The following is a 25,359-nucleotide window of genomic DNA, read 5'->3' as shown; positions in this document are numbered from 1 at the left end:
CCTCTAGCTCTCGGTGTCGATCCGCGTCAGGGTGCGCTGGTTGTCGTCGTCGCGTTCCTTGTAATTGCGCTTGGCGAGCTCGATCGCCTCGACATAGGTCGGGAACTCGGCGCGGGCCGCCTGCAGCTGGGTGAGCAGGCCCTGCCCGTCGGTCGCGGTGCCGAGCATGTGCCCGGAGACCCAGCGCGCGGTGGCGGTGCCGCTCATCGGCGGCTGCCGCTGCAGCTTGGTCAGCGCGCTCCAGCGCTCCTCGAGGCTGTCGATCACGCCTTGGAGCGAACGGATCATCTCGGTACCGGTGCTGTCGTCGACGGCGAAGCTGCCCTGCAAGGCCAGCTTCTTCAGCTGCGCGCCCGCCAGTCCGACCCGGGCGGATTTAAACGGTACGGCGTCGGCCATCTTGGCTTGGACCGGTTGTGCTTCCTCAGTCAACGGAGGTCCTCTCGCCGGATTCAGGAGGTTCAGTAGATGTCTGCGATGGCGTCTCGGACGGCGTTCGCCACGCCCGACTGGCTCACCGGGTCGTAGTGCCCGATCACCGCGCCGGAGGCCTCGTCGGTCTCGGTCCAGACCAGATAGCGGCCGTCTTCGGTGTCGAGCCAGCTCAGCGGCGTCGACCGGAGCCGTTCGCCGCGGCGGCCGATCCCGCTCACGATGATGTGCCCGCCACCGAGCCGGGTTCCGGACAGCACCCGCTCCAGCACCGCGACGTCGGCTTCCTCGCCGCGCGGGGCCTGCGGGGTCTCGGGCCGGGCACGGACGACGGCGGTGAGTTCGAGGTTGCCGAACGCGTCGGTCTCTTCCTCGTCGAACTCCGCCTCGGCCTGGCGGCGCGCCGTCATCGCCGAGACCACGCGCTCTTCCTTCTGGACGAGGGTGCGGCGGCCGGTCGACGCGGGCCGCATCCGCGGCAGGACCCCGGCGATGACCTGGACCAGGTCTTCGTCGGCGAAGAGCGCGAACTGCAGGAGATCGTCCCCGGGGGCCTGCGTGATGCCGAGTGCCTGCGCGCCGTCTGTGACAGTGAGGACCGCGATGTCCTCTCCGAGACCGTCGACACCGTTGACGGAGACGGTGATCCGGTGGTTCGCGAGCAACGCGAACGCGGTGCGGATGGCGGGGTTCAGCTCTCCTTCGATGGAGAGCCTGCGCTTTTCGAGGTCGGTGTAGACCCGGCGGATGATCGCGGTGAACCGCTCCGGGTCGATCGAAGTGTTGCGGACGCGCAAGGGGAACAAGCGGACGTCGACGCCCAGCGCCTGCCCGACCACACTTGCCTCTACCGTCCCCAGCGCGAAATCGGCTCGTTCAGCCATGCTTCTGCGCTACTCCCTCGCGGGGTCCGCCCCCGTCCCGATCGGCTGACCTGTACAAAAGGAGCCGACTTTGTTAATGGCGAAAACAAACTAGCACAGCGGATGATCGTACGGAACCGTACGATCATCGTCGAACCCAATGGAATGGATCACAGTGCTCGTATGAGCGGTTTTCCTTGCCAGGTAACGACTATACCCTTGTCGGGATTCTATCGATCTACCGTCGCCGGCGCATAAGTCGACATGTGGCGGGCTACATCGGTACGGGAACGGGCTCCGAGTTTACGCAGAACCTTCGCGACGTGCTGTTCCACGGTACGTGGGGAAAGGAACAGTCCATCCGCGATCTCGCGGTTCGTGCGCCCGTCGGAAAGCATTCGCGCGACCTCGAGTTCACGGGGTGAGAGCTCTTGGCCATAGCCGCGCCGTCCACGCTGTGAAGGTGCCCAGGCACCGTGTTCCCGCAGCTGGTGGCGGCATCGGCCGGCGTCCCGGGTCGCGCCGAGCCGCTCGTAAGCCTCCGCGGCGGCGGCGAGTTCTTCCAGTGCTTTCCGGTTGCCGCCGGTGAGCCGGCACAGCGATGCTCGCTCGCGAGCGCCGATGGCCTGGTACGGCATCGGCAGCGTTTCGTAGCTCGCTGCGGCCTCGTCGAAAACCGTTGCCGCGGCGGGATGTTTGCCGCGAGCGTCGAGAAGGACTGCCCTTCCGGACAACAACGCTGCCCGAGAGACCGGCGAATCCTTTCCTTCGATGCCGCGGGCGAACTCCTCGACCACGGCGTCCGCCTCCGACCAGCGCCCTGCCCGCGTGTAAGCCTCCGCAGCGGCCGGGACCAGTCCCGCCGCCCAGACCCAGACGCCCTTGCGCCGGGCCGCCGCGATCGCGTTGTCGGCCGTCGCGCACGCCCCGTCGACGTCGTCCGTCGCGAGCAGCACCCGGATCAGGATCCCTGCCGCCGAAAGCACCACCGGGATCGGCCCGTGTTCCGGCGAATGCACGCTCGCCGCGCTCAGATGCCGTTGGGCGGCCGCGAATTCCCCGCGGACCGCGGCCAGCCCGCCCAGGACCAGCGAGGACTCCATCACGATCGGGCCGAGGTCGGGATAGCCGTCGCGAAGCTGTTCGGCCGCCTCCGCGAGCCCGTTCCAGTTGCCGCGTACCCAGTCCAGCCGGACCCGGGTGCCCTGCGCGAGCCCGGCCGCGTAGAGCGCCCCGGCGTCGGTCGCGCGGCGGATCCCTTCGGTGACCAGCTTTTCCGCCCTGGTCAGATGGCCCGCCCACGACTGGGCGTCGGCGAGGTTGCACCACAGCCGCGCGAGCTGGACGCGTTCGGCGACGCCCGTGGTCTCGTCCGGCAGCGCTTCGAAATCGGCCCACGCCGAGCCATTGCCGATATGCGCCTGGGTGGCGATCCGGTCGCCGGCGAGCGCGATCCGCAGTTCCGGGTCTTCGAGCCCGTCGAAGACCTCGCGGGCGCGCTCCATCCAGACCTCGTGCCAGGACAACGGGGTCAGCCCGTCGATCGGCTGCGCGAGCAGGTTGATCCCCCGGGCGGCCAGTTCGGGCTCGTCGACCAGTTCGGTGATCGCCTTCTCCACCTCGACCCGGCCCCGGCTGAGCCGTCCGATCGTGCGGACCAGCAGCATCCCGAGGCTGAGCCGGATCGTCCCGCGCACGCTCGGGCGCAGGTCGGTGAGCTCTTCGAGGATCCGCTCCAGGGTTTCGATGACATCCGGGCGGAACCCGCGCAGCGCGACCTGGCTGAGCTTCGTGGCCAGCCGGGCGATGTCGTCCTGGCCCAGGCCCGCCTCGGCGAGGACGGACTGGAGCAGGTCGATCGCGCGGGAGGTCTCACCGTGGGCGATGGCCCCGTCGGCGGCGGCCTCGGCGTAGTGGCGCCATTGCGCCGTCCGCCCGGCGGCGCGGGAGTGGTTCGCCAGCAGGGTCAGCGGGGGTACCGGCTGTTCGGCGAGTACCTGGATGGCGCGCGTGTGCAGCAGAGTCCGCTCAGGTCCGCTGATGGTGTCGTAGACGGCCTTGCGGGCCAACGGATGCCGGAAGCCGTAGCGATCGCCGCCGAGTTCGCCGAGCACTCCACCGTCCAAAGTGGACAGCAGGGCCGAGCGGAGCGCGTCACCGGTGAGGCAGGCGAGTTCGCCGATCACCCCGGGTTCGGACGGCACGGCGAGCACCGCCGCCGCACAGGCCAGGCGGACCGCGGGTTCGGGCAGGGCTTCGAGCCGTTCGGTGATGGCTTCGCGCAGGGAGACGGGGACTTCGAGGCTTTCCAGGAGCCTGTCCGAGAGCACCTCGCCGATCGGCAGCTGCCCGGCCGCGTCGCGCAGCGCGCGCAACGTCTCCTCGACCACGAAAGGAATCCCTGCCGTGCTTTCGTGCAGTTTCGCGGTGAACGGGGCGGAAACCCGCGGCAGGTCGAGCAGTTCTTCCGCCATTTTCCCGACGGCGTCGAGGTCGAGCGGGCCCAGGGTCACCCTGGCGGTCTGGACGTTCGGCGGGGTGCGGAACGGCATGCCGGCGGTTCCGTGTCCGGTGGGGGAACCGGTCCGGTGGGCCGAGACGACGGCGAGTTCGGGGGGCATGGCCGCGGCGAGGAAACGCATGAGGTCCCGGGTGCCCTCGTCGGCCCACTGGAGATCGTCGATCAGGACCAGCGCGGGGCCGCAGGCCATCAGCAGTTCACGGACGGCGCGGAACTGGCGGTGCCGTTCGGCGCACGGGTCGGTGAGCGGTTCCGGTTGGGGTGGAAGGCTTTCCGCGAGTTCGGGCAGCAAGGGTCTCAGTACGCCCGCGACCGGGCTGAGCGGTCCGAGCGGCCGGTCGCCCGCCGAGCGCAGCGCTTCGAGCACCGGCCCGAACGGGAACGGTTCGCGCATCGGCTGGCAGGCGCCGAACAGCACCCGGCCCGCCGCGAACTCCCGGCGTCCGGCCAGTTCTTCGAGCAGCCTGCTGCGGCCCATCCCGGGTTCGCCCTCGATGAGCACGGCGGCGGGACGGCGCAGCAGGATCTTCACGATCGCCGAGACCTCGACGTCGCGGCCCACGAGTGCCGTCGATCCGGCGCGGACCGAAACCGAGGTCGGGCGAGGGGTGGCAAGCCACATCATGCGCTCCTCGGTAGGGAGTTCCCGGTGAGCCCGACACGATCTTGTGCGTTGTCCTGCGGAGCCTAAGCACTGCCTACCTGGCCGTAAACCTCTCAACACGGACAGCACGGGCACCCCGTTAGGCCGTCTGCGAACGCACCGTCACCGGTTGACTGACGGATCGTCGGTTGGAAAATCACTGGACACCCGAAACGTCGGCGAGAAACCCGATCCGGCGGTTCATCCCTCGTTCAGGGAGTGGCAACGACTACGCAAGGTATTCACAGGAAACCCTACTTACGGACGTGCCCGTACGGGTGCCAGCACTGCGTGATGATCCTGCGAGCAGCGGATTCGACTCCCGAAGAATGGGTATACCTATCCCGCGCCGACCCGGATTGCGCGCCCTGGGCGGGTCCAGAACTCTCACCCGTCGGGGGAGGCAATCGCATGGCGAACCGAAGCCGTGTGTGATGACGAGGGAGAAGCATGAAGATCACGAAGCTCCTCGGTGTGGCCGCGACTGCTGTCGTGGCCACCGGCGCGCTCGTCACGGGTACCCCCGCGGCAGCGTCCTCAGAGTCTTCGAACACCGCCCTGCTCAATTCCGAGATGGTCCCCGCCCTGCAACGGGACCTCGGCCTGACGGCCGGCCAGGCACTCGCCCGCATTCAGAGCGAGACCGCCGCCGGCACGCTCGAACAGTCATTGGCCTCGACGCTCGCCGGCAGCTTCGGCGGCGCGAGCTACAACGAGGCCACCGGCAAGCTCCGCGTCGGCGTCACGGACGCGGCGAAACTGGACCAGGTCCGGGCCAGTGGCGCGGAAGCGGAACTCGTCGCGTTTTCGGCGAGCCAGCTCGATTCCACTGTGGACAAACTGAACGCGGGTGAGCGCAACGCGGACGGCGCCATCACCGGCTGGGGCGTCGACACCAAGACCAACCGCGTGACACTGAGCATCCTCGAGGGTGGGTCCGGCTCGGTGAACTCGTTCCTGGAGAAGACCGGCGTCGACCGGTCCACCGTCTCCGTGGTCGAGACCACTTCGGTCCCGACCCTGAAGTACGACGTTCGAGGCGGCGACGCCTACTACATCAACAACTCGTCACGCTGTTCGATCGGTTTCTCGGTCAACGGCGGCTTCCTCACCGCCGGGCACTGCGGCCCGGGCACCGTCACCGGCTCGAACCGGGTCGCGATGGGCTCGTTCGCCCGCGTCAGCTTCCCGACCAACGACTACGGACACGTCCGGGTCAACAGCAACTGGGTGCCGCGCGGCATCATCAACAACGGCACCCGCGTCAGCGGCTCGAACGTGGCGGCCACCGGCGCCTCGGTCTGCAAGTCGGGTTCGACCACCGGCTGGACCTGCGGCACCGTCGGAGCCAAGAACCAGACCGTCCGCTACGCCGAAGGCACGGTCTACGGCATGACCGCCACCAACGTGCGTTCGCAGGCGGGCGACTCGGGCGGCTCGTTCATCGCGGGCAACCAGGCGCAGGGCATGCTGTCCGGCGGCAACAGCTCGGTGACCTACTTCTTCCCGGTCCGGCCGGCGCTGTCGGCGACCGGGACCTCGCTGGTCCTCGGCTGATACTGAACCGCTGAACCCCGAACAGACGAAGGGCGGGCCGAGTGCCTCCAGAGCACTCGGGCCGCCCGTCGTTTCGTACCGCGGGAGCGGTGGTTTACACGTTGCTGATCTCTTCGATCAGCGCCTCGACATCGAAGTACTCGCTTTCGCAGCCGAGCTGGACCAGCTCGAAGGTGGATCCGAGGAAGGACTCGACGTCCTCGCGCTCGAGCTCGAACGACGCATAGCCGTCAGGTGACTCGATTTCGAGGGTCAGCATCGCTTCGTCGTCGGACAGATCCGGGCGGACGCGGACGTCGCCGAGGCCCGCCGGGTCGGTGAGACCGGCGGCGAGAAGCTCACGCGCGAAGGTCCACTCGACCCACCGGCCGCGCTCGGTCCGGAACGCCACGGTCACCGCGAAGGGCTCGTCGGCGTGGTAGGACAGGCGGGAGAGAACGGGCGTGCTGCTGTTGTTCAGCAGGACGAACTGGCTCTGGTGAACTGCGTCGGTGTGCACGGCCACTCCTAGGTGCTCGTGGTTCGCGCGGCTGCGAACTTTTTTGTCTCGCCAAGGAGATGCCCGCACTGACGCCGGATGACGCGACAAGGGCGACGTTCACGCTATCGGCTGCATATGTCCATAGTGGTGTAACGCCGGGCACAGACCCCTTGCGTTCAGGCCGATACGCGTGGTGACGAGCCGATCGGCATCGTTTTCCTCAGGCCCAGCACGGCGGGGACGGCGAGCAGGGAGGTCCCGGCGAGGCAGCTCCACAGTAGCGGGCCGCTCACGGAGAGCAGGAAGCTCAGGACGGCCGGGGCGAGCGCCACCGGCAATCCCCAGGACAACTGGAACAGCGCACTGGCCCGGCCCTCGGCCCCGCGTGGCGCGGCTTCGGCGGCCGCCGCGGTGGACAGGGGCGCGAACATCGCCTCGGCCACGGAGAACGTGAGGCTGGTGACGAGGATCAGGCCGGTCGCGACCCGCAAGGGGACCGAGGTGACCGGGATCAGCAGCGCGAAAGAAGCCGAGAAGAGCACCGCGGCGGCGATGAGCCCGGTGGCCCGGGAATGGCTCGCGAGCACGCGCAGGATGAGATTCTGGCAGGACACCACCACGACCGTCCCGATCGTGATCGCGGTCCCGGCGATCCACTGTGGACCGTGCAGGAAATCGCGCACCAGGATCGGCAGGATGGCGAACTTGCTCGCGCTCGCCAAGGTGAAGGCCATATGCGTCACGCAGAAACGGACGTAGGGCCGGTCCGAAAGGACGTCCTTCCAGCCCCGCTTGCCGTCCTTTTCGGACACTGGCTCGGACATCCGGGCGGGTGCGGGCAGGAACCAGATGAGGGCCGCGGCCACCGCGAAGGTGGCCGCGTTGGCGTAGGCGATGAGATGGAACGCCGCCGGGCTGGTGATCTCCGGCAGCACCGCGCTCGCCGCCGCGCCGGCGCCCGCCCCGGCGAACCGGCCCACGGTCTGGGTGCCGAGGACACGTTCGGCGTCCCGGCCGGTGGTGAGCGCGGCGACCATCGGGGCGTTGCAGGTCCAGAACAACCGGTCGCCGACGCCGGCCACGAGGGTGACGGCGACGACCTGCCAGGCCGAGGTCAGCAGCGGATAACAGCCGAAGGCGGCCAGCCGGAGCAGGTTCCCGGCGATCAGGAGCGTGCGCGGGCCGAACCGGTCCATCGCGGCGCCCGCGAGCGGCCCGGTCGTCAGTGCGAGCAGGCCGCCGGTGCTGAGCGCCGCGCCCGCTTCGACCAGGCCGAAGCCCTGGCCGTGGACGAGGAAGAGCAGCCCGAACGGGATCCAGATCCCGCTGCCGAGCGCGTCGATGAGAGTGGCGGTGAGAAAAAGGCGGAGCTGTCTCTGCATGGCCGCTGTGGTCCTTCCCCCAGAAGGCAGCGGGTTAGATTATCGAAGATCGGCTCCCGGTCAAGGGTCCAGTGGCAGCGTCAACCCCGTCTTGACCCGGTCCATCGCCACCGACGTCGTGAAGTGGCGCACGTTCGGGTTGTCGAAGAACATCCGCCGCGTGAAGACCTCGAAGTCGGCCATGTCCCTGCAGGTGACCACGAGCACGAAGTCCGCGTTGCCGGTGACGTAGTAACACTGCTGGACGTTGTCGTCCGCGAGCACCTGGCGCCGGAACCCGTCGAGGACCGCGAGGTTCTCCCGCTCCATCTCGACCATCACCACGAACGTCATCGACAGCCCGAGCGCCTGCGGTGACAGCACCGCCACCTCGCGTTCGATCACCCCGGCCTCGCGCAGCCGCTTGATCCGCCGCTGGACGGCGGCCGCGGAGAGGCCCACCTTCGCCCCGATGGTCTCGGCGATGGTGCGGGCGTCGGCCTGCAGGCAGGAGAGGATGGCTACGTCGAGGCGGTCGAGGTCGGGTGTCTGCACCGGATCAGGCTAACCGGAGGGCTCTCCCGAATGCCCGCTCTTCAGCCACGGGCGGACGCGGTGTGGATCACGCCGTCGGGTACTCGCGTTCGATGCGCCGGAAGGATTCCGCGGCCAGTTTGGCGGCCGCCGCCCGAGGTGTACCGGACGCGAGATTCGCCCGGTCGAGTACCGAGGCCACCAGCGCACGGATCGACGACGAGATCTTCGCGAACGAGCTTTCGGCGTCCGGCTCGATGTCGCCGTAGAGCGTCCACCACCACCAGGCGTTGGTCGCCGAGTTCACCACGACGTCCGGCAGGACGAGCACGCCGCGTTCGGTGAGCGGCCCCTCGGCCTCGGCGGTCACCGGCATGTTGGCCGCCTCGGCGATCAGCTTCGCCCGCACCGACGCCTGGTTCCCGGCGTTGATCGCGTAGGAGACGGCGGCGGGCACGAGGATCTCCGCCTCGACGTCGAGCCACTGCCGCAGCGGGAGCTGGGCGTCACCGTGCCGCAGCTCGGCGCGGTCGACCTCGCCGAAGGAGTTCCTGGTCAGGAGCAGGTTCTCCACGTCGAGCCCGGCCGGGTTGGCGACCACGCCGACGGCGTCCGCGATCCCGACGACGCGCACACCGGCGCGGGCGAGGTAGCGGGCCGTCGCGCCGCCCATCGAGCCGAAGCCCTGGATGAACGCGCGGCTGCCCGCCGCTTCGAGGCCGAGCCTGTCGAGCCCGGCCAGTGCCGCTTCGGCGACGCCGTAGCCGCCGACGAGTTCGTCGAGCGGGACGCCGTCGACCTTGACCGCGAAGGCGTCGGAAAGCCTGCGTTGCGCCTTCGCGGGGTCATCGAGCAGCGGGTACACCGCCATGACCGACGACTCGACGCCGAGTTCGGCCAGCGCCGTGTCGATGGCGTCCTGGCGCAGCCCGAGGTCCTCGCCCATAGTCCAGAAGCGTTCGATGTACGGCTGGACCGCTTCGAGATAGCGCCGCAGCACCTGACCGGCACGCGGGTCCTGCGGGTCGCAGTCGATCCCGCCCTTGGCGCCGCCGAGCGGGATGTACTGGCCGGCCGGGTCGTAGTTGAGGGCTTCCTTCGCCGTCATCCCGGCGGCCAGGCCGCGGACCTCGTCGAGAGTGCAGCCCGCGCGCATCCGGAGCCCGCCGCTGGCGACGCCTCGCACCAGCCTGTCGATCACGAGGTACCCAGTGCGCCCGGTCACCCGGTCCTGCCAGGTCAGTTGCAGATACGGCTGGTCCGGCACGGTGCTCCAGGGAAAAGTGAGGATTCTTTGAATTGTGACCCGGAACACAACTGACGGGTCTACTGAATGGTAGCGCTTACAAGTAAATGGCAGACCTCTCTTTTTCCCCGCGAAAGGATTTCTTGGTGCCCTCATCTCAGGCGGCCGTTCTCGCCGGTCTCGGCTCTTGGCTGCCTCCGCGCGTGGTGGGCAACGAGGAGATCGCCCAGCGGCTCGACACCTCCGATGAGTGGATCCGCTCGCGGACCGGGATCGGGGAGCGGCGCGTCGTCGACCCCGGAATGTCCACTGTGGACCTCGCCGTCGAGGCGGGCCGCCGGGCGCTGGCCTCGGCCGGGGAGAGCGGCGCGGACGCCGTCGTGCTCGCGACGTCGACGGCCGACCAGCTGTGCCCGGCCAGCGCGCCGCAGGTCGCGACCAAGCTCGGGCTGAACGGCGTCGCCGCGTTCGACGTCAACGCCGTGTGCAGCGGGTTCATCTACGGGCTCGCCACCGCCACCGGGTTGCTCGCCGCCGGTATCGCGCGCCGCGTGCTGGTGGTCGGGGCGGACGCCTTCACCTCGCTCGTCGATCCCGACGACCGCGGCACGATGCCGATCTTCGGTGACGGCGCGGGCGCGGTGCTGCTGCGCCAGGGCGACGCCGACGAACTCGGCGCGCTGGGGCCGTTCGACCTGCACAGCGAGGGCGAACTGGCCGAACTGCTGTGGGTCGAGGCCGGGGGCGCCAAGAACCGCCGATCGGACGACCCGCGTGACCACTACCTGGTGATGCAGGGCCAGACCGTCTTCCGGCACGCCTGCGCCCGGATGGCCGAATCCGCGCGGGCGGTGCTGGATGCCGCCGGCTGGATGGTCGGTGACATCGACAGCTTCGTCGGGCACCAGGCCAACATCCGGATCCTGCAGACCTGCGCGAAGCAGCTCGGGCTCGCCGACGACGTGATGTATTCGAACATCGAGAAGGTGGGCAACACGAGCGCGGCGTCGATCCCGATCGCGCTGGCCGACGCCACCAAGGACGGGACACTGCGGCCCGGGAACCGCGTCGTGCTCGGCGCGTTCGGGGCCGGTCTGACCTGGGGCTCGACGCTCCTGCGCTGGCCGGACGTCACTCCGGGCTGAGCGCTTCCCAGGTGTGCGTCGGTTCCTGGCGGCCGCGCAGCTCCAGTTCCGCGTACGGCTCCCACTGCGCGCGCTCGCTTTCCAGCGCGGCCTTGATCACCGCTTCGCTCGCCAGGATGCGGCCGTCGGCGGATTTCGCGTGCTCGGTCAGCCGCGCGGCCTCGTTCACCGCGTCGCCGATGACGGTGTATTCGAACCGGCTGCTCGTCCCCAGCTGACCGGCGAAGACGCGGCCGCTCGCGACCCCGATGCCGAGGTCGAGCTCGCCGGTCTCGCGGACGGCGTCCCGGATCGCCCGCGCGGCCGACAACGCCGCCGTCGGCGCGTCCGCGAGCCGGGTCGGGGCGCCGAAGACGCACAACGCGGCGTCACCCTGGAACTTGTTGAGCAGCCCGCCCCGGGCGTCGACCGCGTTCACCACGCTGGTGAAGAACCGGTTGAGCACGATCACGAGCTCCTCGGGCGGGGTCCGGCTCGCCAAGACCGTCGAATCGACGACGTCGACGAACAGCGCCGTGACTTCCCGCACGTCTCCGGAGAGGGAGGCGCCGTACTCGAGCGCGTGCCGCGCGACCTCGTCCCCGACGTGCCTGCCGAACAGGTCCCGCATCCGTTCCTGCTCGCGGAGCCCGGCGGCGAGGTCGTTCACCGACGTCTGGAGCAGTCCGATCTCGCTGGAGTCGTCGACGTCGACCACGATCTCCTTGTTGCCGCGCGCGATCTCGTCGAGCGCGACCCGGAGCCGGTGCAGCGGCGCCGCGACGGCCTTCGCGAGCAGCGCCGTCCCGATCGCGCCGACGCCGAGCCCGATCAACGAAAGCATGATGAGGCTCGCGACGTGGTCACCCTGGCCGAGGTCCGGCGGAGTGGCCACCAGCAGCACGCCGACGAACGGGACCCCGCTCGCGAGTGACCAGGTGACGACCAGCCGGGTCAGCACGGTCACCCGAAGCGACCCTTTCGGCGGGGTGACCTTGAGCGCGAGCGTCATCACCGGGCGGGCGACCCATTCCGCGGCGAGATAGGTGAGCCCGACCGTGGTCAGCCCGCCGAGCCCGATCACCAGCGCCATCCCGAGCGCGTCCGCCCACGACCCGAGTGCCCACGCGAGCGAGCCGAGCGCGATCGTCGCGATCAGCCACAACGTCCCGCTCACGACCGCCATGTCGATCGGCAGCCGCAGGGCTCGCGCGGCCTCGGCGCGCGTCGGCGGGCGGCCGAAGACGAACCAGAGCGCCGTACGCCGCTGCAGCCACGCCGTCCACAGGGTGCCGACGACCAGGGACAGCGCCACGATCCCGGCCGCGGTGACCGACAGGACCCAGCCCTGCTCGCCGACCTCGCTCGGCAGGCCCTGCAGGAGCAGCAGCAACGCCACGACGCCGGAACCGCACACACTCGAACCGACGCCGAGCGCGGCGAAGCCCAGACTGGTCCTCAACACCAGCCGGAACCGCCTCGACATCGTCTTCCCGCGCACCCGGTGATCGTATGACCTCCGGTGGAAAACGGTTGGCCAGTTCCCGGGACCGGTGGTTACCGTGCGGGCGAGAGTTGGGGAGAGAACCGATGGAACCGCTGGGACAGGACCAGATCAGGGCGTCCTTCGTGAACTGCACGAAGGGCGAGGCCAAGGGTGTCACGCTGCCCGCCCGGCCGGACGAGATCCCTTGGGACGAAAGGGAATTCCTCGGCTGGCGCGATCCGAAGGCGACGGCGCGCGCGTACCTCGTCCTGCCCTACCAAGGGGAAACCGTCGGCCTGTCGCTTCGCGTCGCGCCGCGGCCGAAGGGACGTGTCCTGCTGAGCAACATGTGCGGCCTGTGCACGACGACACATCCGTTGTCCGACATCGCACTGTTCTCCGGGCGCCGGGCGGGAAAGCTCGGGCGGGAGGGGAACACGCTCGGTATCTACGCGTGCTCGAACCTCGGGTGCAGCCGGTACATCCGCGGTGAGCTGAAGCCCGATGTGCCGCAGCCTTCGGAGACGCTGACGCTCGAAGAGCGCGTCTTCCGGCTGGAGGACAAGCTGCACCGGTTCGTGGAGCGGGTACTGGAGTCACGTTGAGGCGATCACCTGTACCGAGCGCCTGCCCGAGCCCGGTTCCAGTAGCGGTCCACCTGCCTGGCGAACGCTATTAGAGGACTAAACGCGGTTGGCTCTCGTTCAGCCCACTCGCGACTGGTCGTTCCGGCGTTGTGAAAGCCACTTTCGCAACCTTCAACGTTGCGAAAGTGGCTTTCACAACACCAGGCTCGCGCGAGAGCTCACCTCGTCGGACCGCTCCGGCATCCAGTCGCGAGTGTTATGAACGGATCTTTCATAACAAAATCTGTTATGAAAGATCCGTTCATAACACCAGACTCCTAAAACCGGAATCGCAGGATCCGCCCCATCTTCCGAAAAGCCGGGAAGAGTCCCGCGAACCACAGCTGCCCCCGCATCGACGGCGACAGCAGGTCTTTCACCTCAGGCGTCGCGTAGTCGGTCGAGTCGAGCTTGGACACCAGCGTCAGCCCCAGGCGTTCCAGTTCGGAAATCTCGTCGATGCCCCAATACAGCGTCGCGCCGGCCTTCCGGATCACGGGATTCAGCTTCTGCAGTTTGATTCCCAGCCGGCTGAAGGTGTCGAAGACCATCTCGCCGCCCTGAGGGAAATGCGCGATCAGCCGCCGAAGCAATTCTTCGCCCTCGGAGGGCCGCAAGTACATCGTCAGCCCCTCGGCGATCACCAATCCGGGCTTGTCGGCCGGGATATCGTCGATCCACGCGAAGTCCGTCACCGAAGAACCGATGGTCCGGTATCCGTCGCGCGCCGGGTAGATCCGGCCGCGCAGGTCGACGACCTCGGGATAGTCGACGTCGAACCAGCGCACCGAAGGCGGCGGGTCGAGGCGGTAGACGCGGCTGTCCATTCCGCAGCCGAGTTGCACGACGGTCGCGTCCGGGTGCTCGCGCAGGAAGGACGCCGCCCAGTCGTCCATCGGCTTCGCCCTCAGCGCGACGGTCAGCCCGAGCTGGCCATCGACGCCTAGCGACGCGAAGTCGTAGTCGATCTGCTTCACGGCTTCGTCGGCGGCCGTGTCGCCGAGGATCGGGCGCTCACTGCGGGCGTCGAGCGCTCGGCCGTACAGCGTGGCCAGCATCGTCGCCTTCTCTTCGGTGAACCGGACCTTCTCCACCGCACACTCCCATCAGAAGTTTCACAACCTTCTGAAAACAGTACGCGCACGGGTGCCGGTCCGCCATCAAGGAAGCGTTAATCCCTGGCCGTGTAGTCGTGGACGTAGGTCTTCGCGTCGAGCAAATGCTTCCGGGTGATCTCCCGCGCGGCCGCCGCGTCCGAACGGCGGATCGCTTCGAGGATCGCGCGGTGCTCGTCGACGGCCTTGCGGATCTGCCCGGGAAGCCGCAGCGCGGCCCGTCGCTCCTCGCCGACCAGCGAGAGCACCGAACGCAGCAGATCGGTGACGTCGTCGTTGCCCGCGTTGCCGGCGATCACCCGATGGAATTCCGCGTCGGCCGCGATCACGCGCAGCATGTCGCCGTCGGCCGCGGCCTGGTCCATCTCGTCGACGGTGCTCTCCAGCCGGGCGAGCACCCGCGGCGTGTGGTGCCGCGCGAGCCGCTCGGCCAGTGTCGGTTCGACGGTGGTCCGCAGGTCGAACAGCTTCTCGACCAGTTGCTCGTGCTCGGAGAACCAGCCTCGCAGCGGCTGCTCGTCGAGGTTTTCCTGCTCGCGGACGTAGGTGCCCGAGCCCGGCCGCACCTGCACGTACCCGATGGAATCCAGTACCCGCAACGCCTGCCGCAGCGAACCGCGGCTGATCCCGAGCTGTTCGCAGAGCGCCCGTTCGGCGGGCAGCCTCGACCCGGCGGGGAGCTTGCCCGAGTCGATCATCGTGCGCAGATGATCGACTGTCGTGCTCCACACCTGCTCCGCGCGCACTCCGCTCGCCTCGTCGTCGGCCACGGGCCCATCCTCGCAGGTTCGGCGACCCGTCCAGGATTGTCGGTGACCGGTGTCATCATCGGACGATGACTGGGGTGGCAGGGCTGATCAAGGCATGGGTGCACGGCTGGGCGTTGTCCCGCGGCGTCGGCGTCCCGGTGGCCGAACCGGACGGTTACCGGCTCGACGTCGGCAGGCCGGGGCACCGCGTGAGATACGTACTGTCCGATTCCTCGGCGGCCGGGCACCGGGCCCGCGCGCTGACCGAGCCCGGCACCTGGCTGAAGGTGAGCGGTTCGCGTGAAGAAGTGGCGGAGAGCGTGCCGTCGAACTGGAGCCTCGGCCCGCCCGAGTACCTGATGAGCGTGCCGCTCACGGTGCGGCCCGCGATGCCCGCGCCCGAGCCGTACCGGGCGGAACTGGTCGGCGACGGCGTGGTCACCGACGTCGTCGTGCGCGCGCCGGACGGGTCACGCGCGGCCACCGGCCGGGTCGCGATCGCCGGCGGAACGGCCGTCGTGGACCAGGTGGTCACCGAGCCCGAGCATCAGCGGCGCGGGCTGGGCCGGTTCGTCATGCGCCGGCTCGACGAGGTGGCGGTCGCCGCCGGGGCGGAGCGAGCGGTCCTGGTGGCGACGGAAGAAGGACGGGCGCTGTACCTGGCGCTCGGCTGGACGGTGGCCACGGAGATCACCGCGGCCCATTTGCCGGAGCTGAAAACGACATAACGGGCTTGCTGAATGTTCGACTAGACACATCCACATCGCGAAAGGAGGTAACCCTGCTTATGGTGCCGAGGTGAGCGCTTTATGACGTGGTGGCACGCGGTGCTGATCTTCATCGCGGGGCTCTGGGCGGGCACCATCAACACGGTCGTCGGGTCGGGCACGCTGGTGACCTTCCCGGTGCTCGTCGCGCTCGGCTACTCGCCGCTGACGGCGACGACGTCCAACGCGATCGGTCTCGCCCCGGGCACGGTGAGCGGGGCGATCGGCTACCGCGACGAGCTCAAGGGCTACTGGCCCCAGGTCGTGAAACTCGCCGTCGCGTCCTTCTTCGGCGCGATCTGCGGGACCATCCTGCTGCTCTCGCTGCCGAAGGACGCCTTCGAGACCGTCGTGCCCGCGCTCGTCGGGCTCGCGGTGGTGCTGGTGATCGTCCAGCCGCGGGTGGCCGCCTGGGTCGCGAAACGCCGCGAGGAGAACGGAACGGCCCACAAGATCGGGCCGCTGCTGCTGTTCCTGATCTTCCTGATCGGTATCTACGGCGGATACTTCACGGCCGCGCAGGGCGTGATGATGGTGGCCGTGATGGGCATGCTGATGTCCGAGTCGCTGCAGCGGCTCAACGGCGTCAAGAACGCTCTTTCCGCCGTCGTGAACATCGTCGCCGGCACGATCTACGCCTTCATCGCGCCGGTCAGCTGGCCCGTGGTCGCGCTGCTCGCGGTCGGGTCGACGATCGGCGGCCAGATCGGCGCGAAGATCGGGCGCAAGCTGTCGCCGAAGGTGCTGCGCGGGGTGATCGTCGTGGTCGGTCTCGCCGCGATGGTGCAGCTGCTGCTCAAATAGGTCAAAGAGAAGGAGCCCGCACTCCTGGCGAAGCGCGGGCTCCCTGAAGGTGTTGTCAGCGCGGGAAGTCCGCTGCCGCTTCGAGGAAGAGGTCGTTCTCCTCAGGCGTCCCGATGGTCACCCGAGCGCCTTCGCCGGCGAACGGGCGCACGATCAGCTTCCGCTCCAGCGCGTGCTCCGCGAACGCCACCGTGCGCTCGCCCAGCGGCAGCCAGACGAAGTTCGCCTGCGTCTCCGGGACTTCGTAGCCGTTGGCCACCAAGGCATCCCGCACGCGGGACCGCTCCGCGACGATCTCCTTGCAGCGCTCCAGCAGTTCGCCGGCCGCGTCGAGGGAGGCGATGGCCGCCGCCTGCGCGATCGCGTTCACCGAGAAGGCGACGTACACCTGCTTCAGCGCGATGGCGATCGGCTCCGGCGCAACCGCGTAACCCACGCGAAGCCCGGCGAGACCGTAGGCCTTCGAGAACGTCCGCAGGACGGCGACGTTGTCCCGGCCGCGCGCCAGTTCGACGCCGTCCGGCACCTCGACGTCGGTCACGAACTCCTTGTACGCCTCGTCGAGCACAACGAGGACGCCCGTGGGCACGGCGTCGAGGAAGCGCTCCAGTTCCGCGCGCCGCACGACCGTCCCGGTCGGGTTGTTGGGGTTGCACACGAAGAGCAGCCGCGTCTTCGGCGTGATCGCCGCGAGCATCGCGTCGAGGTCCAGCCCATGCCCGGCCGTCAGCGGCACCTTCACGCCGACGGCGTTCGCGACCTGCGTGACGATCGGGTACGCCTCGAACGAACGCCACGGGAAGATGACCTCGTCACCGGGCTCACACAGGGCCTGGATCATTTGCTGGCAAAGGGAAACCGAGCCGCAGCCGATGGCGATCCGGTCGGTCGGCTCGCCCAGTTCGCGGGACAGCCGCTCGACGAGCCCGGACGACGTGATGTCCGGATACCGGTTGATGCCTTGTGCCGCTTCGGCTATGGCCTGCGCCACACTCGGCAGCGGCCCACCGGGAACCTCGTTGCTCGCCAGCTTGATCGCACCCTGGATTGTTCGGCCAGGGACGTACTTCGGCAACGATTCGAGATCCGCACGCGGCGAAACAGGGGACATCTTCGGCGCTCCTACGTCTGGGGGAAGGCTCCGACACCGTATCCTCCCGCGCCACGGCAAGCCCCGAATATTTACCTAAGAGTGGTCTGATGGAGGCATGACGCTGACGACCACCGTGGATCACCAGCATGCCGACGGCCACACGCTGCGCCTGACCTTCGCCGAACCCGAAGGCGTCGTCCGTGGCGGGCTGGTCGTGCTGCACGAGGAGAGCGAAGAGGTCGAAGAGGGCTTGGAGTTCCTTCTGGCTGGTCTCGCCGGCGAAGGCTGGCTCACCGTCACCCCGCACCTCGATCGCGACAACCTCACGCAGCAGGATCTGCTCGAAGCCACCGACGCGACGCTCGCCTGGCTGTCCGAGCGCGGGGTCGAAGCGGATCTCATCGGTGTCGTCGGTTTCGACCTCGGCGGGACGGCGGCGTTGGTCGTCGCGTCGAACCGCAGGCTGGGCGCCGCGGTGAGCGTCGGCGGGCAGGGGGTCACCGAACTGCCGGTGCTCGTCGAGATCGCGGGACGGCTGACCAGCCCGTGGCTCGGTATGTACGGCGACGCGGGTGACGAGGCCGGAGGCGCCGAGGTCGAGCAGCTCCGCGACGCGGCGGCGTCGGCCAAGGTCGCGACGGACGTCGTCCGCTACCCCGGCGCCAACCACCGCTTCGACGCCGACCCGGATGCCGCGGCCGAGGCCTGGCAGCGCACGCTGAATTGGTTCGACGCGCACCTGCGCTGACTCCATTCGCGCTAACATTCCCCTGAGATGTGACAGGGGAGGGTCGAATGGCACAGTCACCCAAGGTACCCGCGACACCACAAGCCGCTTTCGGGGCTTCGGCTCCGGCCTTGGCTCCCGTGGCGGGCCAGATCCGGGATTCCAAGACGGCGGCCAAGAAGGGCACCGTCAAGGTCACCGAGGACGCCGCCAAGAAGCTCATCGACGCGGTGACGAAGGCACGCCAGGAGCTCAACGCGCTGATCGCGGATTCCACCGAGTTCAAGGTGCCCATGAAACTGGGCGCCAACTTCGTGGGGCAGACGATGAGCGAGCGTTTCCAGGGCGCCGCGACCGTCGGAACCGAAGCGGCCGTGCCCGTCCTCAACGACTTCGCCAAGGTGCTCAAGGACTTCCAGCTCACCGTCATGGCGGCGCGGAAGATGTACGTCGCCGAGGACGAGGAAGGCCAGGCGCAGCTCGAACGCGTCGCCCGCCGCTTCGACCTGGAGGACATCGTCGAGCAGGAGCGGAAGGAGGGGAGCCGCTGATGCGCATTCTTCCCTCGCCGTGGCCTCCGCAGGAGCCCGAGCCGCAGCCCGGCCCCGATCACCTCAACGCCGACATCGACTGGATGGGCTATCCGCACCGCGAGCTCTACGAGATGGTGCACAACGAGCTGGACCTCGCCGGCGCGGAAGAGGTCGCCGCGCAGTGGACGAAGATCAGCGGCTTCCTCGACCGCGTCGGGGCCGAGCTGAGGGCGGCCGTCCTCGCCACCTCCGACGGCTGGACGGGCGAAGGTGCCGACAGGGCCCGTGACGCGGCGGTCAAGCTCGTCGACTGGGCGGACGAAACCGGCTGGCGGGCGGAGAACGTCGCGAACTGCGTGCGCCGCCAGGCCGACATCGCCGAGACCGCGCGGCGCTCGATGCCCGAGCCGCCGGGCTACGTCCCGCGCCCCAAAGAGCCGACGACGCCGTCGCGCCGCCCCATCCCGGTCTCCGACGGTTCGACGCAGGCGATGTCCGCGGGGTCGGCAGGGTCTTCGTCCGGCTTCGCCGTCGCCGGGCGGATCGTCGCCGAACCCGACGACGAGACCTCGCAGGACCTCCACCGCCAGGCCGCCGACGTGATGACGCGGCTGCAGCGGAACTCCGGAGAGGTCTACGAGAACGTCCCGTACTTCACCTCGTACGGCAAGCAGCCGCAGATCCTCGAGACACCCGAGCAGCCGGAGCCCGAGCCGAAGCCGAAGACGGAGCCTTTGCCGCCGCCGGACGACTCGACGCGCAGCAGCGGCACCGACGATCCCGGACCGATCCAGATACGGGAGCCGGTCGAGACCCCGCGAGGGCCCGGTTCGAGCAGTGGTGCGTTCGTGCCGCCGCCCGGGCACTCCGGTCCGCCCGGCAGCGGCGGTACCCACGAGCAGCTCGGCCAGGGCGGCCGGTCCGGCGCGGGCGGTTTCGGCCCGCAGGGTGGCCAGCCCGGCCAGGGGGCCGGGTCGCGTGCCGCGGCCGCGGGGATGGGCGGCTTCGGCGGGATGCCGATGGGGATGTCGCCCCAGCAGGGGAAGCAGGGCGAGGACGACCACAAGGCGCCGGACTACCTCGTCGAGGACGGCGACATCTGGGGACTGACCGGCCAGGTGACCCCGCCGGTCATCGGCGAAGACCCGCGAGGCGGTTTCTGATGGACTGGATCCGCCTGCACATCGGCGAGTTGTTCCTGCTCTGGTCGGCGCACGGACGCGACGAACTGCCCGCGGTGCTGGACGTGCCGCATGTCGGGCGGACGCCGGAGTTCCGGGCCGAACTGGCCGCCACGGCGAGCCGGTCCCTGTCCGATCGCGGCCTCGGCACCGTCGAGGCGCCCGCTCCGGAACTGGTGCGGTTGCTGCATACCCTCGCGAACAGCGAGCTGACGCTGGACCTGCGGCTCGACGCCGATCCGGCGTACCGGGCCGTCGGCTGCGTGTCCGATCGCGGCGCCGTCGCGATCGGCGTCGCGGGCACCGAGGTCGAGATGGCGGCGCTGCGCGAACCGCTCGTCGCCGCGACCCTGCTGCAGGCGTTGCCGCCGTGCGAGCAGGGGCGCGGGCTTTCGGTCAACCTGCGTGCCGACGACTACACGGCGGCGTGCGAGGCGGGGGAGCGCGGCGGGCAGCCGGCGTTCTCCGACGTCCTGCGTGATGCCGGGCTGCGTGAGCCCGAGGTCATCGTGATGGCGCGGATCGCGACGCAGCGGATCGGCAGCGGACGCCTCGGGGCGACCAGGAAGTCGTGGGAGGGCCGCTGGGTGCGCGGCGAAGGCACGCTGACCTGGGTGGACACTCCAGATGGACGCTACGGGCTTCGCCGCGACAGAGGCTGGCTCACGATCACCCCGCTCGACGCGGCGCGGCTCAAGACGATGGCGTACGAGCTGTTCACAGGTGCTCGCTAGGTGCCGGTGAGGGTTAGCATCGGCGGGTGACGCACACCGCCGACGCCCCGGAAGTGCTCTGGCGTCCTGAGCAGAGCCGCCTGCCCGACACCAAGATCGACGTGTTCCGCCAGTGGCTGCGCACCGAGCGCGGCGTCGAAGCCGACGACTACGACGCGCTGTGGGAGTTCTCCGTGCGGCGCGGACCCGAATTCTGGTCGGCCGTCGCCGAATTCCTCGGCCTGCGCTGGCACGACCTGCCCGGCGAGGTGCTCACCGGCGAGATGCCGAACGCCCGGTGGTTCGCGGGCGGCACGCTGAACTACGCCGAGAACTCGCTCATGCCCGGGGTCGCGGGCGCCGCGAAGGCCGACGACGAGACCGCCGTGATCTTCCATCGCGAAGACGGACTCACGTCGCAGCTGACCTACGGCGCCCTGCGGTCCGCCGTCGCCGCCGCACGGCAAGGGCTCCGGAAGCTGGGAGTGTCCAAAGGGGACAGGGTCGTCGCGCTGGCGCCGAACTGCCCGCAGACGCTGATCGCCTTCCTCGCCACCGCGAGCCTCGGCGCCATCTGGTCGTCGTGCTCGCCCGACTTCGGCGTCCACGCGATCACCGACCGGTTCGCGCAGATCGAGCCGAAGGTGCTGATCGCGGTCAACGGATACGTCTACAATGGACGGTGGTTCGACAGTCGTCCGACGGTGAACTCGTTGCGGGACGGGATCTCCTCGATCGAAGCGACCGTGCTCGTCGACTACGCGGGCGGACGGCTCGACGGCACCCTGGACTGGGACACCCTGCTCGCCGACAACGCCGGTGCGGAACCGGCCTTCGAGCCGGTCGAATTCGGCCACCCGCTGTGGATCCTGTACTCCTCGGGAACCACCGGCCTGCCGAAGGGCATCGTCCACGGCCACGGCGGGATCACCCTCGAACATCTCAAATCCTTTGCCCTGCAGAACGATGTCGGCCCGGGCGACCGGTTCTTCTGGTACACCACCACCGGCTGGATGATGTGGAACTTCCTCATCTCCGGGCTGCTGACCGGTTCGACGATCGTGCTGTTCGACGGTAGTCCCGGCCAGCCGGATCTGAATGTGTTGTGGCATTTGGCCGAACAGCACCGCGTCACCTACTTCGGCACGTCGGCGCCGTACATCCAGAGTTGCCTGAAGGCCGGGATCAAGCCGTCGCAGCGCTATGACCTCACCGCGTTGCGCGCCTTGGGTTCCACCGGCGCGCCGCTGAGCGTCGAGGGCTTCCGGTGGATCGTCGACGAGGTCGGCAAACGCGTCCAGATCTGCTCGGTGTCCGGCGGCACGGACCTGTGCGCGGCGTTCGTCGGGGCGGCCCCGGACGTCCCGGTGTGGCTGGGCGAACTCTCCGTCCGCGTGCTCGGCGCCGCCGTCGCCGCGTTCGACGAGGAGGGCAGGCCGGTGGTCGGCACCGTGGGCGAACTGGTGGTCACCGAGCCGATGCCGTCGATGCCGGTGTTCTTCTGGAACGATCCGGACGGTTCGCGGCTGCGCGAGGCGTATTTCGAGATGTACCCGGGGATCTGGCGGCACGGGGACTGGATCCGGATCACCGGCCGCGGCTCCTCGGTCATCTACGGGCGCAGCGACTCGACGTTGAACCGCGGCGGCGTCCGGATGGGCACGGCCGAGTTCTACCGCGTCGTCGAGGCGTTCGACCAGGTCGCGGACTCGCTGGTGATCGACACTTCGGCGGCGGGCAACGAAGCCGGGCAACTGCTGTGCTTCCTCGTCCTGGCCGACGGCGCCTCGCTCGACGAGATCGAGCCCGCGCTGCGCAAGGCGTTGCGCGGCGCCCTTTCGCCCCGGCACGTCCCGGACCAGTTCGTCCAGGTGAGTGAGGTGCCCCGCACGCTCAACGGCAAGAAGTGCGAGGTGCCGGTCAAGAAGATCCTTTCGGGTGTTTCACCGGACCGCGCCGTCAGCCGGGATGCGCTGCTGAACCCCGACGCCCTTGTACCGTTCGTGGAGCTGGCAAGGAGCTGATCGAGGGCGGGTAGTGGTGATCACCTGGGTGACCCGGAAGGGTGCGCCGGACTTCCGCGAAAATCCTGAGATTCGTGTCACGGTGGGTCCAGATCGAACCCTTTACCGCTTCGACGTGAGGTTCCAGCCACGTTTGGCCCCGCGCTATCCGGCCTACCCCACTACCCCGGGTCGGCGTCGCAGTCTTCGGAGCCGAAGGCCTCGGCGGTCGCTCTCCGCTGCTGCTCAGAGCCCTGCAGCGCCTCTAAGGGGGGTCCCGTTCCCGGGGGCGCGCGAGTTGTGTAACCTATCTTGGCAGTGGTCGTTCGACCTGGGAGGCTTCGCCTAGTCTGGTCTATGGCGCCGCACTGCTAATGCGGTTGGGGGTAACCCCCCCTCCCGGGTTCAAATCCCGGAGCCTCCGCTGGTACCTGTTCCGGCAGGTGCTAGATTGATAACTGAACAAGCGCCCGTAGCTCAGCTGGATAGAGCATCTGACTACGGATCAGAAGGTCAGGGGTTCGAATCCCTTCGGGCGCACGTCTGGTTGAGACAGCACTAAGGCCCTCCCGTTCGCGGGAGGGCCTTTTTGTGTCCTCTGTGGACTTTTAAAGCCCCGAGTTGGGGTGACCGACCGGACTCGCGCCGGCTGGTGCCCGGAGCCACAATCCGGGGCCTCGTCTCCTTCGGCTTCGGTCACAGTGCCCCCGGCAGGAGTCGAACCTGCGTTCCCGGCTTCGGACGCCGGCGTCGTATCCGTTGGACCACGAGGGCTTGTGGCGGAGGATGCAGGATTCGAACCTGCGCGGGCGCTCTCACGCCGACCACCGTTTTCAAGACGGTTGCCTTACCGGGCTCGGCCAATCCTCCCTATCCAGTTGTGCTGTCGAGGTGCCAGGAGTCGAACCTGGTCCGTTGCCCATCAGAGCGCTGCACAGACCGCCATGCTCCACCTCGTTCGTACGCGGAGGGCGCGCGGATCGAACGCGCGCCGGAACTCCAAGTCCCGGACCACGGATTAGCAATCCGGTGCCTTGCCACTCGGCCAGCCCTCCAACTGCTTGTACTGCGCTGCCCGTCGAGGATTCGAACCTCGGTCTCCGCGTCCAAAGCGCGGTGTCCGTGCCACTGGACCAACGGGCAAAGGTGCCGTCAGCCGGCGTATCCCCCTCGGACACGCCGGCCAGTGCCCCTGCCAGGATTCGAACCTGGGACCTCCGCATTCGTAGTGCGGCGCTCTGTTCCAGCTGAGCTACAGGGGCGAGGTGAAGACGCAGGACGCCTCCACCGGCGCTCGGCCTGGCCGCCTCATTCGGCGACGGGGACGAGCTTTTGAGAAAAGACTCTTCGGTTATCAAGGTTCACGCTGAATTGGGCAGCGTCGAGCACCGGCGGAGGGAGTCGAACCCCCTGGATACGGTTTTGGAGGCCGTTCCGCTTCCCTGGCTCGCCGATAAGAAATTGCTTTTGGCGCACCAAAAAGAGAAGCCGCCCGGATCGGTTTCCCGATGGGGCGGCTCCCTCGCATGACGAGCGCTATGGCGTCATGATGGGGAGCCTTCGCAGGCCAGAACCCGCTGGCCAGGCCGGGATGAGGATCGCCAGCCATGGTGTGACGGACATGCGGCAGCGAGCGCGATGGCCGGTTGCCGGCTCTGCGCCTTTCGCTCGTGCACGTTCGTCATGACTGCTCCTGTGGCTGGTTGAGTGACCTAACTATGACTGACGTAGCAGCGCGGTGCAACGCGTTTGTGGCGCAGCGATCAGAGTGTGGGCAGCTAGTCCTTTGGCGGTCCATCAAAGGACACTTCGAAGAGGTGCTGCTCTGGCCGCTCTGAGGTCAGCCATAAGGGGAAGTGTGCTTCGTAGTTCGCGTTGGGATCGACTCCCTTAAGCCAGAACAGGGGAAGCTTCTGTTCCATCGCGTTTCGCAGGGCGACGTTATCAGCGTGGAGAGGGTCCTCGCCCCGATACTTGTAGCGAAGGATGCGGCCCTTTTCGTCTAGCTCGTCTTCGTAGGGGCGAACTTCGCTCGGCCGCCGGAAGACCGTCTTGATCGACAGGGCGCTGCCGAGCTTTGCTGGCTTGTGAATTCCAGACTGCGGATTGAGGATCGCGATGCGCGTACCTTCGAAGATGAAGTTGGTCAGCTGCGCGAACGGGATCGGGCCACCGTTCGTCGCCCTCAGGTCCTTGAGCCACTCGAAGACCGCCTCACGAACCGAGCGCTCCCACTCGATGGGGACCTCTTGGTTCTTGGTTCGCGGTGCCTTGGGCAGCTTCGTGGTCGTGACTGGCGTTTCGCGCTTCAAAGCGGCAGCCCGGAGAGGCATTGGCGGGACGAGTCGGACGGCGCTACGGAGCGTGCTGACGATGTTGGCGTCGAAGTATTCGTAGAGCGCTTCAGCCGCAGAGAAGATGCCACGAGGTTCATCGAGGACGTCCACCACTTCGTCGCGGAGACTCCCGCGTACGCCGTTGTCCCGTAACCACTGCCCTGAACGCGACTGGTTGTCCGCCAGCGGCGATCGGCTGCTGTCCTCCGGTGTCCACAGCGTTCGTTCGAGCTCCCAGAAGGGCTGTGCTGCTGACACCTTCCGCGGGCTGAACTGAGTGATCAGCTGATCAACTGGCGCTTCCGCAGCTTCGAAGGTCACGGTGGACGAACGCTCGTCGAGGTACCGGCCGAAGAGCCAGAGCAACAACAAGGGCTTATGCAACGCGAGCTTGCCTTCGACCTTGTCGATGTGAAGTTGGCGAAGCTGCTCGTGCAGGCCGTTCTCGTCCACAACCACCCCTC

At 68.4% G+C, this 25,359-nt stretch carries 22 protein-coding genes, 7 tRNA genes and 1 pseudogene; 13 read left to right on the top strand and 17 right to left on the bottom strand.

Annotation, left to right across the window (positions count from 1 at the left end; genetic code table 11):
* Positions 1-3: 3 nt before the first annotated feature.
* The 3 genes from ACLJRL_RS23845 to ACLJRL_RS23835 form a co-directional block, all read right to left on the bottom strand.
* Positions 4-432, bottom strand: coding sequence for a hypothetical protein (locus ACLJRL_RS23845; protein ID WP_410658469.1), 429 nt, complete (start codon positions 430-432; stop codon positions 4-6).
* A 29-nt stretch (positions 433-461) separates the two neighbouring features.
* Complete coding sequence (locus ACLJRL_RS23840; RefSeq protein ID WP_410658468.1) at positions 462-1,316, bottom strand: ESX secretion-associated protein EspG; 855 nt, start codon at positions 1,314-1,316, stop codon at positions 462-464.
* Between the two features lie 209 nt (positions 1,317-1,525).
* Complete coding sequence (locus ACLJRL_RS23835) at positions 1,526-4,438, bottom strand: ATP-binding protein (protein WP_410658699.1); 2,913 nt, start codon at positions 4,436-4,438, stop codon at positions 1,526-1,528.
* Positions 4,439-4,909: 471 nt separating this feature from the next.
* On the opposite strand from ACLJRL_RS23835, the gene ACLJRL_RS23830 reads away from it, so the two are divergent.
* Entirely contained in the window at positions 4,910-6,016 is a 1,107-nt protein-coding gene (locus tag ACLJRL_RS23830) for a S1 family peptidase (protein ID WP_410658467.1), read from the top strand.
* A gap of 94 nt (positions 6,017-6,110) precedes the next feature.
* Here ACLJRL_RS23830 and ACLJRL_RS23825 read toward each other — a convergent pair whose 3' ends face one another.
* The 4 genes from ACLJRL_RS23825 to ACLJRL_RS23810 form a co-directional block, all read right to left on the bottom strand.
* Positions 6,111-6,515 (bottom strand): SsgA family sporulation/cell division regulator, encoded by a 405-nt coding sequence (locus ACLJRL_RS23825; RefSeq protein ID WP_410658466.1) that lies wholly within the window; start codon positions 6,513-6,515, stop codon positions 6,111-6,113.
* A 158-nt stretch (positions 6,516-6,673) separates the two neighbouring features.
* Complete coding sequence (locus tag ACLJRL_RS23820) at positions 6,674-7,879, bottom strand: MFS transporter (RefSeq protein WP_410658465.1); 1,206 nt, start codon at positions 7,877-7,879, stop codon at positions 6,674-6,676.
* A 60-nt stretch (positions 7,880-7,939) separates the two neighbouring features.
* The gene (locus ACLJRL_RS23815) at positions 7,940-8,413 is read right to left on the bottom strand and encodes an Lrp/AsnC family transcriptional regulator (protein ID WP_410658464.1); all 474 of its coding nucleotides are present in this window, start codon (positions 8,411-8,413) and stop codon (positions 7,940-7,942) included.
* A gap of 67 nt (positions 8,414-8,480) precedes the next feature.
* Positions 8,481-9,659 (bottom strand): Glu/Leu/Phe/Val dehydrogenase dimerization domain-containing protein, encoded by a 1,179-nt coding sequence (locus ACLJRL_RS23810; RefSeq protein WP_410658463.1) that lies wholly within the window; start codon positions 9,657-9,659, stop codon positions 8,481-8,483.
* Positions 9,660-9,784: 125 nt separating this feature from the next.
* Between ACLJRL_RS23810 and ACLJRL_RS23805 the strand changes: the two genes are divergently transcribed.
* Positions 9,785-10,783, top strand: a complete 999-nt coding sequence (locus tag ACLJRL_RS23805; RefSeq protein ID WP_410658462.1) for a beta-ketoacyl-ACP synthase III — start codon at positions 9,785-9,787, stop codon at positions 10,781-10,783.
* On the opposite strand, the gene ACLJRL_RS23800 is transcribed toward ACLJRL_RS23805, so the two are convergent.
* Positions 10,770-12,248, bottom strand: coding sequence for an adenylate/guanylate cyclase domain-containing protein (locus ACLJRL_RS23800; protein WP_410658698.1), 1,479 nt, complete (start codon positions 12,246-12,248; stop codon positions 10,770-10,772). The two genes, ACLJRL_RS23805 and ACLJRL_RS23800, sit on opposite strands and share 14 nt — an antisense overlap.
* A 104-nt stretch (positions 12,249-12,352) precedes the next feature.
* Here ACLJRL_RS23800 and ACLJRL_RS23795 point away from each other — a divergent pair, with 104 nt between their 5' ends.
* Entirely contained in the window at positions 12,353-12,853 is a 501-nt protein-coding gene (locus ACLJRL_RS23795; protein WP_410658461.1) for an FBP domain-containing protein, read from the top strand.
* Positions 12,854-13,152: 299 nt separating this feature from the next.
* On the opposite strand, the gene ACLJRL_RS23790 is transcribed toward ACLJRL_RS23795, so the two are convergent.
* Positions 13,153-13,968 (bottom strand): class I SAM-dependent methyltransferase, encoded by an 816-nt coding sequence (locus tag ACLJRL_RS23790; RefSeq protein WP_410658460.1) that lies wholly within the window; start codon positions 13,966-13,968, stop codon positions 13,153-13,155.
* Positions 13,969-14,045: 77 nt separating this feature from the next.
* Complete coding sequence (locus tag ACLJRL_RS23785) at positions 14,046-14,735, bottom strand: FadR/GntR family transcriptional regulator (protein ID WP_410658697.1); 690 nt, start codon at positions 14,733-14,735, stop codon at positions 14,046-14,048.
* Positions 14,736-14,833: 98 nt separating this feature from the next.
* On the opposite strand from ACLJRL_RS23785, the gene ACLJRL_RS23780 reads away from it, so the two are divergent.
* On the top strand, positions 14,834-15,466 hold the full coding sequence (locus tag ACLJRL_RS23780; RefSeq protein WP_410658696.1) for a GNAT family N-acetyltransferase: 633 nt from the start codon (positions 14,834-14,836) through the stop codon (positions 15,464-15,466).
* Between the two features lie 81 nt (positions 15,467-15,547).
* On the top strand, positions 15,548-16,309 hold the full coding sequence (locus ACLJRL_RS23775) for a sulfite exporter TauE/SafE family protein (RefSeq protein WP_410658459.1): 762 nt from the start codon (positions 15,548-15,550) through the stop codon (positions 16,307-16,309).
* 55 nt (positions 16,310-16,364) lie between these two features.
* Here the strand turns inward: ACLJRL_RS23775 and hisC are convergent, their stop codons facing one another.
* Positions 16,365-17,420: a histidinol-phosphate transaminase gene (gene hisC / locus ACLJRL_RS23770; RefSeq protein ID WP_410658458.1), complete on the bottom strand. Its 1,056-nt coding sequence runs from the start codon at positions 17,418-17,420 to the stop codon at positions 16,365-16,367.
* Positions 17,421-17,517: 97 nt separating this feature from the next.
* Here hisC and ACLJRL_RS23765 point away from each other — a divergent pair, with 97 nt between their 5' ends.
* The 8 genes and pseudogenes from ACLJRL_RS23765 (at position 17,518) to ACLJRL_RS23730 (ending at position 23,099) form a co-directional block, all read left to right on the top strand.
* Entirely contained in the window at positions 17,518-18,150 is a 633-nt protein-coding gene (locus ACLJRL_RS23765) for a dienelactone hydrolase family protein (RefSeq protein ID WP_410658457.1), read from the top strand.
* Positions 18,151-18,197: 47 nt separating this feature from the next.
* Positions 18,198-18,680, top strand: a complete 483-nt coding sequence (locus tag ACLJRL_RS23760; RefSeq protein ID WP_410658456.1) for a hypothetical protein — start codon at positions 18,198-18,200, stop codon at positions 18,678-18,680.
* Entirely contained in the window at positions 18,680-19,825 is a 1,146-nt protein-coding gene (locus tag ACLJRL_RS23755; protein ID WP_410658455.1) for a PPE domain-containing protein, read from the top strand. Before ACLJRL_RS23760 ends, ACLJRL_RS23755 begins: the two co-directional genes overlap by 1 nt.
* A complete protein-coding gene (locus ACLJRL_RS23750; protein WP_410658454.1) occupies positions 19,825-20,577 on the top strand; it encodes an ESX secretion-associated protein EspG in 753 nt (250 codons plus the stop codon). The genes ACLJRL_RS23755 and ACLJRL_RS23750 overlap by 1 nt, the downstream gene beginning before the upstream one ends.
* Before the next feature lie 26 nt (positions 20,578-20,603).
* Positions 20,604-22,580: an acetoacetate--CoA ligase gene (locus ACLJRL_RS23745; protein ID WP_410658453.1), complete on the top strand. Its 1,977-nt coding sequence runs from the start codon at positions 20,604-20,606 to the stop codon at positions 22,578-22,580.
* Between the two features lie 35 nt (positions 22,581-22,615).
* Positions 22,616-22,828 (top strand): annotated as a pseudogene (locus tag ACLJRL_RS23740) (hypothetical protein); the annotation flags it as partial.
* 65 nt (positions 22,829-22,893) lie between these two features.
* Positions 22,894-22,983, top strand: a tRNA-Ser gene (locus ACLJRL_RS23735).
* A gap of 42 nt (positions 22,984-23,025) precedes the next feature.
* Positions 23,026-23,099: transfer RNA gene (locus ACLJRL_RS23730), tRNA-Arg, on the top strand.
* A gap of 162 nt (positions 23,100-23,261) precedes the next feature.
* Here ACLJRL_RS23730 and ACLJRL_RS23725 read toward each other — a convergent pair.
* From ACLJRL_RS23725 to ACLJRL_RS23700, 6 genes are all read right to left on the bottom strand, one after another.
* Positions 23,262-23,333 (bottom strand) — tRNA-Arg (locus ACLJRL_RS23725).
* Positions 23,334-23,336: 3 nt separating this feature from the next.
* Positions 23,337-23,429, bottom strand: a tRNA-Ser gene (locus ACLJRL_RS23720).
* A 95-nt stretch (positions 23,430-23,524) separates the two neighbouring features.
* Positions 23,525-23,614: transfer RNA gene (locus tag ACLJRL_RS23715), tRNA-Ser, on the bottom strand.
* Positions 23,615-23,630: 16 nt separating this feature from the next.
* Positions 23,631-23,702: transfer RNA gene (locus ACLJRL_RS23710), tRNA-Gln, on the bottom strand.
* A 44-nt stretch (positions 23,703-23,746) separates the two neighbouring features.
* Positions 23,747-23,821: transfer RNA gene (locus tag ACLJRL_RS23705), tRNA-Arg, on the bottom strand.
* Positions 23,822-24,337: 516 nt separating this feature from the next.
* Positions 24,338-25,348, bottom strand: coding sequence for a hypothetical protein (locus ACLJRL_RS23700; RefSeq protein ID WP_410658452.1), 1,011 nt, complete (start codon positions 25,346-25,348; stop codon positions 24,338-24,340).
* Positions 25,349-25,359 lie beyond the last annotated feature (11 nt).

Origin of the sequence: Amycolatopsis sp. lyj-112, assembly GCF_046549055.1 — a bacterium.
In the GTDB taxonomy this organism is placed as follows: domain Bacteria; phylum Actinomycetota; class Actinomycetes; order Mycobacteriales; family Pseudonocardiaceae; genus Amycolatopsis.
Note: the sequence above shows the minus strand (reverse complement) of the source record. Positions and strands in the feature narration are given on the sequence as shown.

Coding starts and splice junctions, on each gene's coding strand:
- ACLJRL_RS23765 (WP_410658457.1), top strand. CDS start 17,518: ATGACGCTGACGACCACCGTGGATCACCAGCATGCCGACGGCCACACG.
- ACLJRL_RS23750 (WP_410658454.1), top strand. CDS start 19,825: ATGGACTGGATCCGCCTGCACATCGGCGAGTTGTTCCTGCTCTGGTCG.
- ACLJRL_RS23795 (WP_410658461.1), top strand. CDS start 12,353: ATGGAACCGCTGGGACAGGACCAGATCAGGGCGTCCTTCGTGAACTGC.
- ACLJRL_RS23755 (WP_410658455.1), top strand. CDS start 18,680: ATGCGCATTCTTCCCTCGCCGTGGCCTCCGCAGGAGCCCGAGCCGCAG.
- ACLJRL_RS23820 (WP_410658465.1), bottom strand. CDS start 7,879: ATGCAGAGACAGCTCCGCCTTTTTCTCACCGCCACTCTCATCGACGCG.
- ACLJRL_RS23760 (WP_410658456.1), top strand. CDS start 18,198: ATGGCACAGTCACCCAAGGTACCCGCGACACCACAAGCCGCTTTCGGG.
- ACLJRL_RS23835 (WP_410658699.1), bottom strand. CDS start 4,438: ATGTGGCTTGCCACCCCTCGCCCGACCTCGGTTTCGGTCCGCGCCGGA.
- hisC (WP_410658458.1), bottom strand. CDS start 17,420: ATGTCCCCTGTTTCGCCGCGTGCGGATCTCGAATCGTTGCCGAAGTAC.
- ACLJRL_RS23775 (WP_410658459.1), top strand. CDS start 15,548: ATGACGTGGTGGCACGCGGTGCTGATCTTCATCGCGGGGCTCTGGGCG.
- ACLJRL_RS23830 (WP_410658467.1), top strand. CDS start 4,910: ATGAAGATCACGAAGCTCCTCGGTGTGGCCGCGACTGCTGTCGTGGCC.
- ACLJRL_RS23800 (WP_410658698.1), bottom strand. CDS start 12,248: ATGTCGAGGCGGTTCCGGCTGGTGTTGAGGACCAGTCTGGGCTTCGCC.
- ACLJRL_RS23840 (WP_410658468.1), bottom strand. CDS start 1,316: ATGGCTGAACGAGCCGATTTCGCGCTGGGGACGGTAGAGGCAAGTGTG.